The 15,575-nt window shown below is 50.8% G+C and carries 16 protein-coding genes; 12 read left to right on the forward strand and 4 right to left on the reverse strand.

Annotated elements, in window-relative coordinates; all coding sequences use genetic code 11:
* Positions 1 to 148 precede the first annotated feature (148 nt).
* A complete protein-coding gene (locus tag ACTOY7_RS10540; RefSeq protein ID WP_482670525.1) occupies positions 149 to 805 on the forward strand; it encodes a substrate-binding domain-containing protein in 657 nt (218 codons plus the stop codon).
* Between the two features lie 15 nt (positions 806 to 820).
* Here ACTOY7_RS10540 and ACTOY7_RS10545 read toward each other — a convergent pair whose 3' ends face one another.
* The 3 genes from ACTOY7_RS10545 to ACTOY7_RS10555 form a co-directional block, all read right to left on the reverse strand.
* Positions 821 to 1,057 carry a hypothetical protein gene (locus tag ACTOY7_RS10545; protein WP_482670526.1) on the reverse strand — a complete coding sequence of 79 codons (237 nt, stop codon included), beginning with the start codon at positions 1,055 to 1,057 and terminating at the stop codon, positions 821 to 823.
* A 30-nt stretch (positions 1,058 to 1,087) separates the two neighbouring features.
* Positions 1,088 to 1,639 carry a GNAT family N-acetyltransferase gene (locus tag ACTOY7_RS10550; protein WP_482670527.1) on the reverse strand — a complete coding sequence of 184 codons (552 nt, stop codon included), beginning with the start codon at positions 1,637 to 1,639 and terminating at the stop codon, positions 1,088 to 1,090.
* A 296-nt stretch (positions 1,640 to 1,935) separates the two neighbouring features.
* Positions 1,936 to 2,118 (reverse strand): hypothetical protein, encoded by a 183-nt coding sequence (locus ACTOY7_RS10555; RefSeq protein WP_160284409.1) that lies wholly within the window; start codon positions 2,116 to 2,118, stop codon positions 1,936 to 1,938.
* 327 nt (positions 2,119 to 2,445) lie between these two features.
* On the opposite strand from ACTOY7_RS10555, the gene ACTOY7_RS10560 reads away from it, so the two are divergent.
* The 3 genes from ACTOY7_RS10560 to ACTOY7_RS10570 all read left to right on the forward strand — a co-directional run bounded on the left by ACTOY7_RS10560 (position 2,446) and on the right by ACTOY7_RS10570 (position 5,866).
* On the forward strand, positions 2,446 to 3,741 hold the full coding sequence (locus tag ACTOY7_RS10560) for a sensor histidine kinase (protein WP_160284408.1): 1,296 nt from the start codon (positions 2,446 to 2,448) through the stop codon (positions 3,739 to 3,741).
* Positions 3,742 to 3,846: 105 nt separating this feature from the next.
* Positions 3,847 to 4,566 (forward strand): LytR/AlgR family response regulator transcription factor, encoded by a 720-nt coding sequence (locus tag ACTOY7_RS10565; RefSeq protein WP_160284407.1) that lies wholly within the window; start codon positions 3,847 to 3,849, stop codon positions 4,564 to 4,566.
* A 310-nt stretch (positions 4,567 to 4,876) separates the two neighbouring features.
* Positions 4,877 to 5,866 carry a LacI family DNA-binding transcriptional regulator gene (locus ACTOY7_RS10570; RefSeq protein WP_482670528.1) on the forward strand — a complete coding sequence of 330 codons (990 nt, stop codon included), beginning with the start codon at positions 4,877 to 4,879 and terminating at the stop codon, positions 5,864 to 5,866.
* Between the two features lie 16 nt (positions 5,867 to 5,882).
* Here the strand turns inward: ACTOY7_RS10570 and ACTOY7_RS10575 are convergent, their stop codons facing one another.
* Positions 5,883 to 6,275 carry an SDR family oxidoreductase gene (locus tag ACTOY7_RS10575; protein ID WP_482670529.1) on the reverse strand — a complete coding sequence of 131 codons (393 nt, stop codon included), beginning with the start codon at positions 6,273 to 6,275 and terminating at the stop codon, positions 5,883 to 5,885.
* Positions 6,276 to 6,572: 297 nt separating this feature from the next.
* Between ACTOY7_RS10575 and ACTOY7_RS10580 the strand changes: the two genes are divergently transcribed.
* The 8 genes from ACTOY7_RS10580 (at position 6,573) to ACTOY7_RS10615 (ending at position 15,277) form a co-directional block, all read left to right on the forward strand.
* Entirely contained in the window at positions 6,573 to 8,405 is a 1,833-nt protein-coding gene (locus ACTOY7_RS10580) for an NAD(P)-binding protein (RefSeq protein ID WP_482670530.1), read from the forward strand.
* Positions 8,399 to 10,135 carry a [FeFe] hydrogenase, group A gene (locus ACTOY7_RS10585; RefSeq protein ID WP_482670531.1) on the forward strand — a complete coding sequence of 579 codons (1,737 nt, stop codon included), beginning with the start codon at positions 8,399 to 8,401 and terminating at the stop codon, positions 10,133 to 10,135. Before ACTOY7_RS10580 ends, ACTOY7_RS10585 begins: the two co-directional genes overlap by 7 nt.
* Before the next feature lie 171 nt (positions 10,136 to 10,306).
* Positions 10,307 to 10,498, forward strand: coding sequence for a hypothetical protein (locus ACTOY7_RS10590; RefSeq protein ID WP_157404232.1), 192 nt, complete (start codon positions 10,307 to 10,309; stop codon positions 10,496 to 10,498).
* Between the two features lie 221 nt (positions 10,499 to 10,719).
* On the forward strand, positions 10,720 to 11,724 hold the full coding sequence (gene yiaK, locus ACTOY7_RS10595) for a 3-dehydro-L-gulonate 2-dehydrogenase (protein WP_160284402.1): 1,005 nt from the start codon (positions 10,720 to 10,722) through the stop codon (positions 11,722 to 11,724).
* Between the two features lie 129 nt (positions 11,725 to 11,853).
* Positions 11,854 to 12,891, forward strand: coding sequence for a TRAP transporter substrate-binding protein (locus ACTOY7_RS10600; RefSeq protein WP_482670532.1), 1,038 nt, complete (start codon positions 11,854 to 11,856; stop codon positions 12,889 to 12,891).
* Between the two features lie 2 nt (positions 12,892 to 12,893).
* Positions 12,894 to 13,382 (forward strand): TRAP transporter small permease, encoded by a 489-nt coding sequence (locus ACTOY7_RS10605; RefSeq protein WP_160284400.1) that lies wholly within the window; start codon positions 12,894 to 12,896, stop codon positions 13,380 to 13,382.
* Between the two features lies 1 nt (position 13,383).
* A complete protein-coding gene (locus ACTOY7_RS10610; RefSeq protein ID WP_482670533.1) occupies positions 13,384 to 14,670 on the forward strand; it encodes a TRAP transporter large permease in 1,287 nt (428 codons plus the stop codon).
* A 151-nt stretch (positions 14,671 to 14,821) separates the two neighbouring features.
* On the forward strand, positions 14,822 to 15,277 hold the full coding sequence (locus ACTOY7_RS10615) for a NanQ anomerase/TabA/YiaL family protein (RefSeq protein WP_482670534.1): 456 nt from the start codon (positions 14,822 to 14,824) through the stop codon (positions 15,275 to 15,277).
* Positions 15,278 to 15,575: the final 298 nt, after the last annotated feature.

The raw sequence follows: 15,575 nt of genomic DNA on the forward strand, positions 1-15,575 counted from the left end.
AATAACCGCTTTAAAAGCCTGCCTTTTTGACAGGTCGAATACTTGTGTCCAAATTTATCCTTTGATGTTTTTTATTGATGTTCTGTTAAGAGAATATCATAAAAGCTTACAAACATCATGACAGACAGCGGCAGCGCAAATCCCACCTGTGGCAGTATCAGAGAAAAGCTGGTGTTCAGGATTCCTGTTAAGCCCGCTGCTTGACGCGGAAGAGATTGCCGGCCTGCCTGTGCCTGTTATCACGATCGAACGCTCTGGCGGAAATTTTATGCAGATCAACAGCGACAATTTCACCGGCGGAAAACTGGCCGCTGAGCTTCTGTTGGAAAATCACTGTGAAGTTTTTATCCATATCAATAACGACTACACCACCATATGGCCGTCGTTTAAACGGATCGTGGGATTTGAATGCCTGATGGAGGGGCAGACTTATGAGAGGGTCATACGGCGGGAGCTTTCCGAGCCGTTTTTACCGTCTGCCGCGCAGGCTATGAAAGAAATGGTGGAAGATTTGCTTCTGAAATATAAAGGAAAAAAATGGGGAGTTTTTTGCTCCAATGACGACATTGCCCGGCTGTTCGAACAGCAGTGCATTTTAAAACACCTGGCAGTTCCTGATGAGGCGGAGATCATCGGCTATGACAATACGCCGATTTCAGAATGTGCCACCTACCCGATCACTTCAGTGGCGCAGAATATCCGGCTGATGGCTCAGTTGGCTTTGGATGGATTTGATAATTATATCCCCTGTGAAACCATTGTCCCGAATATACTGGTTAAAAAATCTACAACGACAAATTCCTGAAAGCAGGCAGGTCTGTCAGCAGAGCGGTAATTTAGAAACCGTCCTGCTGATTTTATATGCAATCGTCTCACTGTTCAGCCGGTAATATACCTTCCCGTCCTTCTTCTCCACCGTCACAAAATGGTTGAAAAGCAGGATTCCCATATGGCGGGACGCCGTTGCCGGAGTAAAACGGAGCTCCTCCGGGATCACCTCCGCGCGTTCTCTTGTGGCGCTTAGTATAAATATATACAATGGATATACTTCCATCAAGATAAGAAGTATCCTAAAATCAATAGCCATTCAATGCAGGATTTTTACCATCCTGTATTCATCCCGATAGCTGCCGTCATCGTACTTGAGGGAACGGTAGTTTTTTCCGGTTTCCTGAAAACCGAATCGTTTATAAAGGCTTTTTGCCCGCTCGTTTCCGTCAACCACTTCCAGCTCCACCTGCTCATAGCCCATTTCCTTCGCCAGAATAAATGCGTACTCCATCAATGCGGATGCGATACCAAGTCCCCAATAGGCTTTTTTCAGTGATATCGCAAATCCGCACCGATGGGAGACGCGGCGCAGACTGCCGACGGACATGATCGCACAGTTTCCCGAAAGCTCACCGTCCACTTCTGCCGCCATCATAATTTCATGCGGATCCTCGCTTTTCGCTTTTAAAAACTGTTCTTCTGCTTCAATTGTCATTGTAACCTCATCCTCATTTCTGAGGAGAAATGGGGTTTCGGAAGAGACGATCCGAAGGCATTCGATCATTGCCTTCGAATCCTCTGCTTCCGCTGGACGCAGTACACATGTGCGGCCGTCCTTCAAATGGATCATTTTACGTTCAAATATCATGTTTCTGTTCCTCCTCGTGTTCTGATCTTATGAATGGATTCCATTATACCGCAGCAGGATTCCAAATGGAATACTTATAGATATCGGTTGCTCAAAATCTCATTTTGCACTGATTTTGTTTTCGCGGTACAATCATTTCATGAATGTTATTGGGTTTATTGTGCGCAGAAGGGAACTGCCGCTTCAGATCGAATGCGGAATCGCATGTTATAAGAAAACCTGTAAAATATCATATCGTTCAGAGGAGCCTGTCACAGGCTGACCGCTCCTCTTCTCAACTGCTATAGCCCTGGCCACTACTCACTTTTGTTATCCTTGATCCATACATTATAAAGAAGCATAGCAAACATAACTGCCACGAAAGTATTCGATATCGAATTTAAGTCAACCCCATTTATATTGCAGATCACATTGATGACTATATCAACGATCATGACTCCCACTACGACAACAACTGCTTTTAAAAGATTCTTCTTCATACTTCCCGTCTCCTTCCAAAGTAACTATGTATTCAGGATCTGTATCCATTATTTTTCTACAGCTCCTTATCACAGAACAGTATACCAGAGAAAGCACGCATTCTCTCAAAGTCGTCATAAAATGCCCCGCTTCGTGAATAAGCGCGTTTTTTTCCCGGCAAAGCATGCACTTATTCATCATTTTCGCTGAACAGCGCTTGATACAGAGAATCAAATACAGTATAATAAGCATTGCGCTGAAGCGTAAGCAGGTCATCAATTTTCTCACGAAAATTGGCGACAAATTATAATCAGGATGGAAAATCCGAACGGGAGGAATTAGTCGAAATGCTGCTGTCTTTTTTTCTGCTTTCCCTTGCCATTCGTAATGTGTGGCCCCAGCGCATGGGCCTGAAAGCATTGATTGCGCTTTATATGCTGCTGTTGCTTGCCGGAATGCCGGTTACGCTCCTGTCCTGTATCCCATATGGACTGTTCGGAATCCTGGCGGCAGCCTGTATGTTTGGACTGCTTACGTGCCGGGATACCGCGCCCCAGAATGTTTGCATGAGTATGATCGGATTTGTGCTTGCCATTGTGACAGAAGCTGTTGTGTCAGAGCTTCTGCATATGCTGATTCCCCCGGCATTCTCGGACCCACAGTATATGCGGTATATTTCCTTCGGTGTCAATCTGGTCCGCACTGTGCTGTTTTATTTGATCACACTGTTTTGCGGCAGACTGCTGAAAAAACTGCTGCTGTCCGGCAAGGGGATCCTGCGCTTTCAGCAGACGTGGTATCTGATCGACGCCGCACTGCTGCTCTTGATCACCATCTATCTGTTTGATGATCTGATCCCAGGGCAAAATGGCTCTGTAGGCAGGATGATCTATAATAATGCCTTACATATTTCAGGGTATCTGCTTGTCATGCTTTTTTTGCTTCTGGCCATGCGCCGTTTCTGGCAGGAGCAGACGCAGGCGGAGGCAAAGCAGAAAGCCATGGAGGATCTGCAGGACTATACGCACAATCTGGAAGCCATGTACAGCGGTCTGCGTTCCTTTAAGCATGATTACGTGAACATTTTGCTCTCAATGTCCGGCTATATTGAACATGGCGATATGGACGAATTGAAGAACTATTTTGAAAATAAAATCTTTCCGACGAAGAATCTGATTGACCAGGGGGATTACAAGCTGAACCAGCTTGGCAACATCGGCGTGCTGGAGATCAAAAGCCTGCTCTCCGCCAAAATAATCTATGCCCATGAGTCAGGGATTGATGTCACGATCGATATACCCGACCGGGTGGAACGTTTTATGATCGACACCGTAGATCTTGCCAGAATACTGGGAATCTTTTTGGACAATGCGGTGGAAGCCGCGCTGGAGACAGACCAGCCGCAAATGGGCTTAAATATCATTCAGAATCAGTCCGGAGTGTCCATCATCATAAGCAACTGCTTCCAGGATCACGGCCTGATGCTGAACAAGTTAAAGCAGAAAGGTGTCAGTACAAAGCTCGGCCATCAGGGGATCGGACTGTCCAATGTGCAGAAGATCCTCAGTTCTTATGACAATGTGCTGCTGGAAACCTCCATACAGCGGGGCTGTTTCATGCAGCATATGGAACTGGCGTACTGACTGTTCCTTATATTTCGATGAAATTTTCTGTCTGATTTTTCATTTCCATCGGACTGCGTTGACTCCAATTGACGATGCAGTCTGGCATGAAAGGAGTGACATCCTATGCTGGATATTTTTGTGTGCGATGATGAAGACGCGCAGAGACGGACGATCGTGCAGACCATTCAAAATGCCGTCCTGATCGAAGAACTGGATATGCGGCTCGCTTTAGATACGGGCGATCCCTACGCGCTGCTGGAAAAGATCAGGAGCAGCCGGAACACAGGCATTTATTTCCTGGATATTGACCTGAACAGCGACATAAACGGAATGAAGCTGGCTCAGCAGATCCGGTTGTTTGACCCCCGCGGTTTCATCATTTTCATAACCGCGCATTCGGAACTGAGCTACATGACCTTTCAGTACCGGGTGGAGGCAATGGACTTTGTATTAAAGGACAGCCCTGCCGAAGCGAAAGTAAAGATCCGGGAATGTCTGTTAAATGCCATGGAACGATATACGCTCCAGACCAACAAGACGCATAAAGTCTATACCGTGGAAGCGGGCGGAAGAAAGATCAGCGTGGATCATGAGGATATTTTCTTTTTTGAAACTTCCGTGAATATCCATAAAGTCATTCTTCACGCGAGAGACCGGCAGATTGAATTTTCCGGCACCATAAAAGAACTGGCAGGCACATTAGGCGGTGATTTTGTGCGCTGCCACCGGTCATTTCTGGTCAATAAAAATAATATAAAGGAAATAGACTCAAAAAAACGGATCATCTATTTTACCAATGGAGAGAGCTGCCTGATGTCCACGCGTATGATGAAAGGGTTCTGATAGAATTTCGAATCAGCTTCGCCACCTCCCTGTGGCGGCTCCTCTATGTATCCAGAAATCCTCTTGCATTGATTTTGTTTTCGCGCTACAATCACTTCAAGAAGAATCCGCAGAAAAGAAGTCCGGCGCCGGCTCCTGGCATCCAAGAAAGGGAACGCGATGGATATAAGAAGGCGGGCCGGCTGGGGATTGCATTTTTCCAGAAGAAATGTCTGGTAAAAAAGGGATGAGCAGAGGGCTGCCGGTGCTGCGTATCTTAATTTTTTGCTGATTCATTCATCTTTAACAAAACAGAAACCAGGAGAGCATCATGACAATCTACGATATCGCCGAGCTTGCCGGCGTATCCGCAAGCACCGTATCACGCGTGATCAACAACAAGCCGGGAATCCGGGAAGCCACGCGGGAAAAAGTGAAAGCCCTGCTGAAAGAGCACAACTACACCCCCGACGAGAACGCCCGGGGCCTGGTCAACAAGAACACCCGGCTGATCGGCATCCTGCTGGCTGATATCCGAAGCGCGCACCACACCGACCTGACCTATGCCGTGGAAAAATATCTCCGCGGGAAAGGCTACTGCGGCATTATATTGAACGCCGGTTCCCATGCCGGGGAAATGCTCGAAGCTATCCGCATCCTGGAGCAGCGCCGGGTGGACGGTGTCCTGATGGTAGGCTCCGTCTTTCAGAATGAGGCAGTGGAAAACGGCATCCGGGAACATTTTGCAAATATCCCCGTGGTGTTTGCCAACGGACGTTTCGACCTGCCAAACGTATACTGCGTCCTGGTAGACGAATGTGACGGTGTGGAGCACTGCGTAGACCTGCTGGTCAAAAAAGGAAAAGGAAATGCCGCGTTTATCGGAGAACTGGACACCCCCAGCAGCCGTGAAAAGCTCAAGGGCTTCAAGCGCGCCATGCTCCGCTGCGGCCGTTCCGAAGATTCCCTGGTAATCCTGGGCGGAGAGCCCTCCAGGGAAAGCGGATATGAACTGACCCGGCAGTTATTAAGCCTGCATCCGGACGTCCAGAGCGTGATCTATTCTGAAGACCTGGTCGCCGCAGGCGGGATGCGCGCCTTCTGGGACGCAGGCGTCCGGATTCCGGATGAAATGGCGGTCATCGGGATCGACAATACCATCTACGGAGAATTAAGCTGCCCCCGTTTCACCTCACTGGATAACAAGATGACGGAAATGGCATCCGAAGCGGCAAGAATCCTGATCGACGCCATCGAAGGGCGGCAGAACCCCCGGAAGATCATGCTGCTGTCAGACATTGTAGAACGCGAAAGCACATAAGGCCGGTCAGAAGACGTCACGGCTTCATCCCCACGCCGCCCTGGATAAAGAGCGTATCCCCGGTGACATATTTTGCGTCATAGCTGGAAAGGAATACGCACACCTTTCCGATGTCCTTCTGGGCGTCTCCATATCTCCCCAGAGGGATCTCATCCAGGTTTCTTTTGAACATTTCCGGGTTTTCCTTCCCCCATTGGGCCAGTTTATCCGTCATCACAAGGGGAAGCACCTTTGCCCCATAATCCTCCTCCTGCTCCCGCTTCGTCCGTTCCATCCCGTCCGGGAAAATATCGGTCAGGATCAGGCTTGCCCCCTCATCTGCAAATGCGCGGGCCACCTCTCTGGCGATCCCGCCGCCTCCTCCGGTCAGCATAACCACTCTGTCTTCCATCCTTCGTAAATGCTGCATAAAATTACCTCCATTCAATTTTTGTTTCCTGATGTCTTGCGACCGATCATATCAAATTTCAAAATTTTTGTCAACAAAATAATTTTTTATCAATCTTTATTCATTTTTCACGGATCGTTTTTTCACACTTTCGCAAAATCTCCCAAATTATGGCAAACATTTCACTAAAAAGACAGTTTATAGTTAATTATTTATCAATATTGTCTTAATAATAACAAATGTTGACAGACTATTTTTTTGTATGATAATTTATTATTACAAAAATAATTTATCGCAATAGAAAGGATGAGTAGTAAAATGAGCAGACTAGAAATCGCTTCGCCCAAGAGAGCAAGGCTTGTCATAGAAGAGCTTTACAAAGATCTGGAGCGAAGAATCGAATCCAGCCCTCCGGGACTGTGTCCGGTAGATATGGCCAGGGCGTTTCTGGAATTGTGCCATGCCCAGACCTGCGGAAAATGCACGCCCTGCCGGATCGGTCTCGGACAACTGAACCAACTGATCCGGGATGTACTGGACGGCAACGCGGCAATGGAGACTTTGGAAATCATGGAGCAGACCGCCCTTTCCATTATGGAATCCGCGGACTGCGCCATCGGTTATGAAGCCGCGAACATGGTTTACAAGGGATTGATCGGCTACCGCGACGACTATGTGGAGCACATCCAAAACGGCCGCTGCACCTGCGCCTACAGCCAGCCCGTCCCCTGTGTTTCCCTGTGTCCCGCACACGTGGACATTCCCGGGTACATTGCGCTGGTGAGCGAGGGAAGGTATGGGGACGCCATCCGGCTGATCCGGAAGGATAACCCGTTCCCCACAACCTGCGGTTTTATCTGCGAGCATCCCTGCGAAGCCAGGTGCCGCAGGAATATGATGGATGATTCCGTCAACATCTGCGGCTTGAAACGGGTTGCGGCAGATTTTGCGGGAGAGGTCGATCCGCCGGAGCGGGCGCCTTCCACCGGAAAACGGATCGCCATCCTGGGCGGCGGCCCGGGCGGATTGAGCGCGGCTTATTATTTACAGCTCATGGGGCATCAGGCCGTGATCTACGAAATGTTTCCCAAGCTGGGAGGCATGCTCCGCTACGGAATCCCCAATTACCGGCTTCCCAAAGACCGGCTCGACCAGGACATCCAGGCCGTATTAAAGACCGGAGTGGAAGTCAGGCACGGCCTGAAGATCGGCCGGGATATCACCATCCAGCAGCTCCGGGAAGAATATGACGCCGTACTGATCACCATCGGAGCGAGCACGGACAAAAAGCTGGGACTGGAAGGGGAAGACGCAGAAGGCGTCCTGTCCGCGGTTCAATTTCTCCGGGATGTGGGTAGCAGCAAAATCATGGATCTGACCGGAAAAGAAGTGGCCGTGATCGGCGGCGGAAATGTTTCCATGGACGCGGTGCGTACCGCCAAACGGTTGGGCGCAAAAAAAGTCAGCATCGTTTACAGAAGGCGGACGGCGGACATGACGGCGCTTCCCGACGAGATCGAAGGCGCGGTAGCCGAGGGCATCGAGCTGCAGACCCTGAAAGCGCCCGCATCACTGGATATTGATGATAAGAACCAAATCCGGGGAATCTATGTGACGCCCCAGATGGTCAGCTCCATCAAGAACGGGCGGGCAGGCATCCGTCCCACAGGAGAGCCGGACGTTTACATACCCTGCGACATCCTGGTCGTTGCCATCGGGCAGAACATTGAAACCCGGCATTTTGAAGAAGCCGGAATCCCGGTAGAACGGGGCAAGATCGTGACCAGAAGTACGGGAGCCTTTGAGCATATGCCCGGCGTCTTTGCAGGCGGGGACTGTGCCAGCGGCCCGGCGTCCGTGATCAAAGCTATTGCGGCCGCAAAGGTGGTAGCTGCAAATATCGACGAATACCTGGGCTTCCATCACCAGATTTCCTGCGACGTAGAGATCCCGGAAGCGAACCTCCGGGACCGTACCCCCTGCGGCCGCGTAAATCTTACGGAGCGGGAAGCCTGCGAAAGGGTTCGTGATTTTGACGGCGTGGAAAACTGCATGACGGAGCAGGAAGCAAAGCAGGAGGCATCCCGCTGCCTGCGGTGTGATCATTTTGGATATGGAATCTTCAAAGGAGGCAGAGAAAAAATATGGTAAATCTTACAATTAACGGAAAACAGATTTCGGTACAGGAGAATACCACCATCATGGAGGCTGCCGCACAAAACGGAATCCATATCCCGAAGCTGTGCTATTTGAAAGATATCAATGAGATTGCGGCCTGCCGCGTGTGCGTGGTGGAGCTGGAGGGGAAGGAAAAGCTGATCACCTCCTGCAACAACCCGGCAGAGGACGGCATGGTCATTTACACCAACAGCCCCAAGGTTCGGAAGCACAGAAAAACCACCGTGGAGCTGATCCTCTCCCAGCACGACTGCCGGTGCGTGACCTGCGCAAGAAGCGGAAACTGCAGCCTGCAGAAAACGGCCAACGACCTGAACATTTTACAGATCCCTTATAAGCAGACATTGGAACATCAGAAATGGAACCAGTCGTTCCCGCTCATCCGCGACTCCGCCAAATGTATCAAATGTATGCGCTGCGTGCAGATCTGCGAAAAAGTACAGGGGCTGGGCGTCTGGGATGTGGAGGGCACCGGCTCCCGAACCACAGTCAACGTATCTCGGCTGCGCAGCATCGAGGAGGCGGACTGCGCCCTCTGCGGCCAGTGCATTACCCATTGTCCGGTGGGCGCGCTGCGTGAACGGGACGATACGGAAACGGTGTGGGATGCCATTGCCGATCCCGACAAGATCGTGGCGGTCCAGGTAGCCCCTGCGGTGCGTGCCGCATGGGGAGAACAACTGGGACTAACGCGCGGCGAAGCCACCATCGGAAAAATCCTGGATTCTCTGAAAAAAATGGGCGTGGACTATGCCTTTGACACCACATTTTCCGCAGACCTGACGATCATGGAGGAAGGCACGGAATTTATCAAACGGTTCACATCCGGGGAGCTGAAGCATCTGCCCATGTTCACCTCCTGCTGCCCCGGCTGGATTCGTTTTATCAAAACCCAGTATCCCGGCCTGGTAAAATATCTTTCCACCGCCAAATCCCCCCAGCAGATGTTCGGGTCGGTGATGAAAACGTATTTTGCAGAACAGCTCAAAGTCGCCCCGGAACGGATTTACACCGTATCCGTAATGCCCTGCGTGGCAAAAAAGGCCGAACGGGAGATGGAACTGTTCTATGAGGAATATGCGGGACATGACGTGGACGCGGTGATTACGACAAGGGAGCTGGTGAAAATGATCCGCTCAGCCCACATCAATCCGAAGACTTTGGAGGACATCCCCGGAGACCGTCCCATGCAGGAAGGCACCGGAGCAGGCGTCATCTTCGGAGCCACCGGCGGCGTGATGGAAGCGGCCCTTCGGAGCGCCTACTTCCTGCTCAAAGGAAAGAATCCCCCGGCAGACGCATTTTCAAAAGTACGCAGCCAGGGCTTCAACCAGAACAACGGCGTGATGGAAGCGGATTTCCAGATCGACGACATCACCGTCCGAACCGCCGTGGTCAGCGGGCTTGGCAATACCCGCTCGCTGCTCGACAGAATCCTGCGAGGGGAAGTCCAGTATGATTTTGTAGAAGTGATGGCCTGCCCGGGCGGATGCGTGGGCGGCGGCGGCCAGCCCATCCACGACGGGGAAGAGCGGGCCTTTGAGCGTGGGAAAAAACTCTACGATCTGGATCAGCAGGCAGAGCTGCGCTTTTCACACGAAAATCCGGACGTCCGGACCATGTATGAACGCTTCTTTGGAAATCCAAATTCCCATAAGGCACATATGCTGCTTCATACGATCCATGAAAAAGCAGCGTACTGAGCCGGGAACCCATGCCATGAGCTGAAGCCGCCAAAGGAAACTCCGCAGTCCTCCTTATGATAACGGCCGCCGGCAATTTTACTGCCGGCGGCCGCTTTGCGCGAAACAGAATTTTCCCATCTGTACGGCTGCATTAGCAGACGCAAACGTGCGATAGCAGGGATTTTGCGAATGTATGAGCAGGTTGGAGCATCTTCAAGTGATCCAACCGTACAGGCGGGAATTTTTCCGGATTACCTGCCGGTTATCCTCACATTTGTACGACATCTCATCACTGACTTTCTTCTTTCTGCAATCAATTCACATTTTCAATCGATTGCAAAATTATTTTCTTCCGCCCCATCTAAAATCGCCCAAAAATAATCCACCCTTTTATCTTTTGTTAAATATGCACAATTTTCGCCCTGAAATAATGTAAAAAACGACGTTTAGATTCTTGTTGAAAACCATTCCCCTATGTGCTATTATAAATCCAAGTTAAGCAATCGATTGCAAAACGAGATTCATAGTAATAATAGCACAATTAAAGCAGCAAAAAAGAAACCGATTGCAAACAATCATTTTATTACAGGAGGATTTGAGATATGAAGCGTGTACCTTATGAGACCATGGTAAAGGAATTTAAACGAATACTGGTAAAGAAAGGATTCAGCGAGAAGCGTGGCGAAGCGGCGGCGGAAATCTTTGCCCAGAACAGCCTGGCGGGAGTGTATTCCCACGGACTGAACCGTTTTCCCAGAGTGGTGAGCTACCTGGAAAAAGGCGAGATTGATCCGGATATCGCAGCCACCTGCGAGCTGCAGCTGGGCGCCATGGAACGCTGGAACGGCCACAGAGGGTTCGGCCCGCTGAACGCAAAGCTGGCTATGGACAGGGCCTGCGGGCTTGCGAAGGAATACGGCATCGGAATCGTTGCCCTGGGAAATAACAACCACTGGATGCGGGGCGGCAGCTACGGCTTCCAGGCGGCGGACCAGGGATGCATCGGAATCTGCTGGTCCAACACCATGCCGAATATGCCGGCCTGGGGAGGCATGGATCGGAAGATCGGCAACAACCCCCTGATCTTCGCCGTTCCGAGAAGCGACGGCCGCCATGTAGTCATCGACTGCGCCGTTTCCCAGTTCTCCTATGGAAAGATCGAGGACTGCAGGCTGAAAGGAATCCAGCTTCCGGTGCCCGGAGGTTATGATACAAACGGCAATCTCACCACCGATCCTGCGGAGATTGAGAAGACCTGGCGGGTGCTCCCCATGGGCTACTGGAAGGGCAGCGGAATTTCCATCGCCCTGGATCTGATCGCAACCGTCCTCACAAACGGCAATTCGGTGAATAAGATCGGAACCTTTGGGGATGAGGTCGGCCTTTCCCAGGTCATGATCGCCATTGACCCCTCCAAGGCAAACAGCACGGAGCTGACCGACGGAATCGTGAATGAGATCATTGCCGACATAAAATCCTCCCAGCCCATCCAGGAAGGCAAAGACGTATTATACCCGGGCGAGATGGAGTCGCAGAACATCCTGGACAATATGAAAAACGGAATCCCGGTGATCGAGGAAGTCTGGGAATCCGTTCTGAACATGTAAGCAAAGGATATTGTTAATATAGAAAGAACATTGTTCATTTATAGAAAGGACATCGTTCATTAACAGAAAGAACATCGCTAATTAATAGAAAGGACATCGTTCATTAATAGAAAGGAAAGGTAAACCATCATGAAAAAATTCTGCTGCTTCTGTCTGGCAGCGCTGATGCTGCTGACCGGCCTGACCGGATGCGGGTCCTCCGGCGGTTCCCAGGACGGCAAGCCCGCGCCGGAGCTGAACATCATCCTGGCCCACAACCAGACCTCCCTGGAAAATCCCTATACCAAAGCGGCAATCCGCTTCAAGGAAGTGCTGGAGGAGGTTTCCGGAGGACGGGCAACGGCCACCCTGCACCACGGAACTCTCGGTGAAAATGAATCCGAACTGGTGGAAAAGCTGGAGCTGGGCGCCATCCACCTGACCGTCGCATCCCCCGGATTCATGACTCTGCTGGGCGTAAACGAGATCGATATGTTTTCCCTGCTGTATCTGTTTGACAGCTTCGACCACTGGGAAGCCTGCGTAGACGGCGAATTTGGACAGGGGATGAGCGATCTGCTGAGCGAAAAAATGAACGACCGCTTTAAGATCATGGGATACTGGACCTGCTCCGTCCGCGATTATTATGGAAAGAAACCGGTGACTGCGCCTTCCGACTTGAAAGGCATGACCATCCGTACCCAGAGCACCCCGGTGGTGCAGGAATTTTGGAAAAGCTGCCAGGCGATCCCCACCTCTGTGGCATGGGGCGAGCTGTACCAGGCGCTGAGCCAGGGCGTCGTGGACTCCGCGGAAAATGACTACACCAGCTTTCGTTTAAAGGAGCACCACAAGACGGACAACGGAAAATATGTCAGCGAAACGCATCACGACTACACCACCCGTTTATTCCTGACCACAGGACCGTTTTACGATGCATTGACCGAGGAGCAAAGGGGCTGGTTTGACGAAGCCTGCCGCGTTGCCACCGAGGAAAACCGTCAGGTGACCTATGATATGTACGAGGAATCCAAGGCCCAGGTGGCGGCTGACGGCGCGGACATTACAGAATTTGAGGACGTGGATATCAAAGCATTTCAGGAGATTGCCATCCCGATCCAGGATCAATTTGCAGAAAAATACGGAATGCAGGGGTATCTGGATATGGTGCGCAAGGAAGGAGAGTAACAATGAAGAAAGCATTGAGTTATCTGCAGAAAATCCAAATTGCAGTGGGCGGAATCTTTTTGTGTATCTTTTTGGGAAGCATTGTGATCCAAATGGGCTGCCGGTACGCAGGCATCGCCGCCATCTGGACCGAAGATGTGTCCATGTACGCATTTATCTGGGCGGCATTCATGGGGGCCGCGGCCATGGTCTATGAAAAACAGCATTTTGCGTTTACATCGGTCAGCGACAAGCTCACCAACGAAAAGCTGAAAAAGATCCTGGGAATCGTGATCGCGCTTATCATGCTGGTGGTGTCAATCCTGATGTTCTATTACGGATTCCGGGTTACGATCCAGTTCTGGAATTACCGGTGGGTAAGCATCCCGGATTTCAAACGGGGTCCGACCTGGCTGTGTATTCCGGTCTGCGGAGCGACCTCCGCTCTGTACCTGATCGGACAGATCGTCGAGGATGTGAAAGCTTTGCTGAATAAACAGGGAGGAAAATAGTATGCAGATTTTATTGATCGTTCTTTTTGTAATATTTGTGTTGATCGGTGTTCCCATTTCCTATGCCCTCGGCTTCGTGTCCTTCGCGGGAATCGCGGCCCTTCCGATCATCCCCAACAGTGTCGTATTTACAAAAATGTTCAACGGACTGAACAGCTTCACCCTGCTGGCCGTGCCGCTGTTTATCCTGGCGGCCAACCTGATGAACGAAGGTTCCATTTCCGACCGTCTGATCGACGTGTGCAAGTCCTCTGTAGGCCACGTGCGGGGCGGCCTGGCCCATGCAAATATCCTGGTATCCATGATATTTGCCGGAATCTCCGGATCTTCCCAGGCGGACACTGCGGGTATCGGAAAAATCCTGATTCCTGCCATGGAAAAACAGGGCTATGACAAAGGAACGGCCGTGGGCGTCACCGCCGCGTCCTCCACCCTGGGCTCCATCATCCCGCCCAGCATTACCATGGTGGTCTATGCGGGAATTGCCAACGTTGGCACCGGCGCCCTGTTCATGACCGGACTGATCCCCGGAATCATGCTGGGCCTGGCCATGATGCTTGTGGTTGTATTGTACTCTAAGAAAAAGAATTTCCCAAAAGGGGAAAAGGTACCCACCAAAGAAGTGCTGAAACAGATCTGGACCTCGCTCCCGGCGCTTCTGACCCCCATCATCCTGATCGGCGGTATCGTGTCCGGGCTGTTTACCCCCACGGAATCTGCGGCGGTTGCCTGTGTCTACGCACTGATCATCGGAATCTTTTTCTACCACACCATCAAGATCAGCCGCATCCCGGCGATCCTGATCGAGACCATGAAGCTTTCCTCCCTATCCCTCTTCGCCCTGGCCGCCGCCAATGCCCTGGGAGAGCTGATGAGCTACTACCAGCTCAATGAAAAGGTACAGGGAATCTTCGTCGGAATGCCCGGCGGAAAGCTGGTATTCCTGATCGTGGTGGTATTGTTCTTCATGTTCGTGGGAACCTTTATGGACGCGGTTCCGACCATGATCCTGTTTGTGCCGATCATCCTGCCCTCCGCCACCGCCCTGGGCGTCAGCCCCATCATCCTTGGGCTGATCGTAGTCGTGACACTGGCCCTTGGACTGGTCACACCGCCCTACGGCCTGTGCCTGCTGCTGGCCGGGTCTATCAGCGGGATCAGTATTGAGGATTCGTTCAAAGGAGTACTGCCCTACTTCCTGTCATCTATTGCGGTGCTGGCGCTGATGATCGTATTCTCCGATGTATTTCTGGCAATACCGACGGCGTTGTTTCCGAATCTGTTCTAAGTACGGCCGCCGCCAAAGATGGATATTCTAAGCACGGCCGCCGCAGATGGATATTCAGGCTGGCAAACTGTGAATCGTAACAGAACGAGCGGCGGCTGATAACAAGAATCTAACAGAAATGAACTTTTGCGGAATAAACGGAGGAAAAATCATGCTCACAACAAATCTGAAACTTGCTGACAAATACAACTACCTGTCAGAAAAATTTACAAAGGCATATCATTTTTTAAGGACGGAAGATTTGGAAGCCCTTCCGGTGGGAATTACGCAGATCGACGGAAACGAGGTTTTCGCGAATGTCCAGGAATATACCACGATGCCGTGGGAGGAGTGTGCGTTCGAAGCGCATGACCGGTACTTCGATATCCAGTACGTGGTCTATGGAAGGGAAATGTTTGGATATGTGAAACGGGAGGGCCTGAAAGAAAAGGCCCCCTATGATCAGGAAAAAGATCTGGTATTTTTTGATGATCCCGGAGACAGCGGGCAGATTCTTCTGGAAGCCGGCGACCTTGCCGTCGTGCCTCCGGAGGATGCCCACAAGCCCCGGTGTATCGCCTGGGAGAAATGCCGGGTGAAAAAAATTGTGGTGAAGGTGAAACGATAAATATATTCCAAGTGTACGGTTGGAAATCTTTCAGGCCGCGTCAGATTATACCTGGCGCGGCCTGTGGTATATCCCGGGGCTGACAGAATGCCTGTTTTCGATTTTCTGAAATGTACCTGTTTTCTGAATCCTTGTCTCTTTTCTTATGTTTTTTTATCAGGACCGCAAAATGATTAGTAAAAAGTGAAATATCGTGCTATAATCTTAAGAAGTTCTTTTTTGAGGAAGGAGGACTCACACTGAATCAATTATTTAAAGAACATGTGGTCAGTCAAATACCCCGCAGCAAGCTGACGGG

Source organism: Schaedlerella sp. (assembly GCF_056796775.1).

Coding starts and splice junctions, on each gene's coding strand:
- ACTOY7_RS10550 (WP_482670527.1), bottom strand. CDS start 1,639: ATGATATTTGAACGTAAAATGATCCATTTGAAGGACGGCCGCACATGT.
- ACTOY7_RS10555 (WP_160284409.1), bottom strand. CDS start 2,118: ATGAAGAAGAATCTTTTAAAAGCAGTTGTTGTCGTAGTGGGAGTCATG.
- ACTOY7_RS10560 (WP_160284408.1), top strand. CDS start 2,446: ATGCTGCTGTCTTTTTTTCTGCTTTCCCTTGCCATTCGTAATGTGTGG.
- ACTOY7_RS10565 (WP_160284407.1), top strand. CDS start 3,847: ATGCTGGATATTTTTGTGTGCGATGATGAAGACGCGCAGAGACGGACG.
- ACTOY7_RS10570 (WP_482670528.1), top strand. CDS start 4,877: ATGACAATCTACGATATCGCCGAGCTTGCCGGCGTATCCGCAAGCACC.
- ACTOY7_RS10575 (WP_482670529.1), bottom strand. CDS start 6,275: ATGCAGCATTTACGAAGGATGGAAGACAGAGTGGTTATGCTGACCGGA.
- ACTOY7_RS10580 (WP_482670530.1), top strand. CDS start 6,573: ATGAGCAGACTAGAAATCGCTTCGCCCAAGAGAGCAAGGCTTGTCATA.
- ACTOY7_RS10585 (WP_482670531.1), top strand. CDS start 8,399: ATGGTAAATCTTACAATTAACGGAAAACAGATTTCGGTACAGGAGAAT.
- ACTOY7_RS10590 (WP_157404232.1), top strand. CDS start 10,307: ATGTATGAGCAGGTTGGAGCATCTTCAAGTGATCCAACCGTACAGGCG.
- yiaK (WP_160284402.1), top strand. CDS start 10,720: ATGAAGCGTGTACCTTATGAGACCATGGTAAAGGAATTTAAACGAATA.
- ACTOY7_RS10600 (WP_482670532.1), top strand. CDS start 11,854: ATGAAAAAATTCTGCTGCTTCTGTCTGGCAGCGCTGATGCTGCTGACC.
- ACTOY7_RS10605 (WP_160284400.1), top strand. CDS start 12,894: ATGAAGAAAGCATTGAGTTATCTGCAGAAAATCCAAATTGCAGTGGGC.
- ACTOY7_RS10610 (WP_482670533.1), top strand. CDS start 13,384: ATGCAGATTTTATTGATCGTTCTTTTTGTAATATTTGTGTTGATCGGT.
- ACTOY7_RS10615 (WP_482670534.1), top strand. CDS start 14,822: ATGCTCACAACAAATCTGAAACTTGCTGACAAATACAACTACCTGTCA.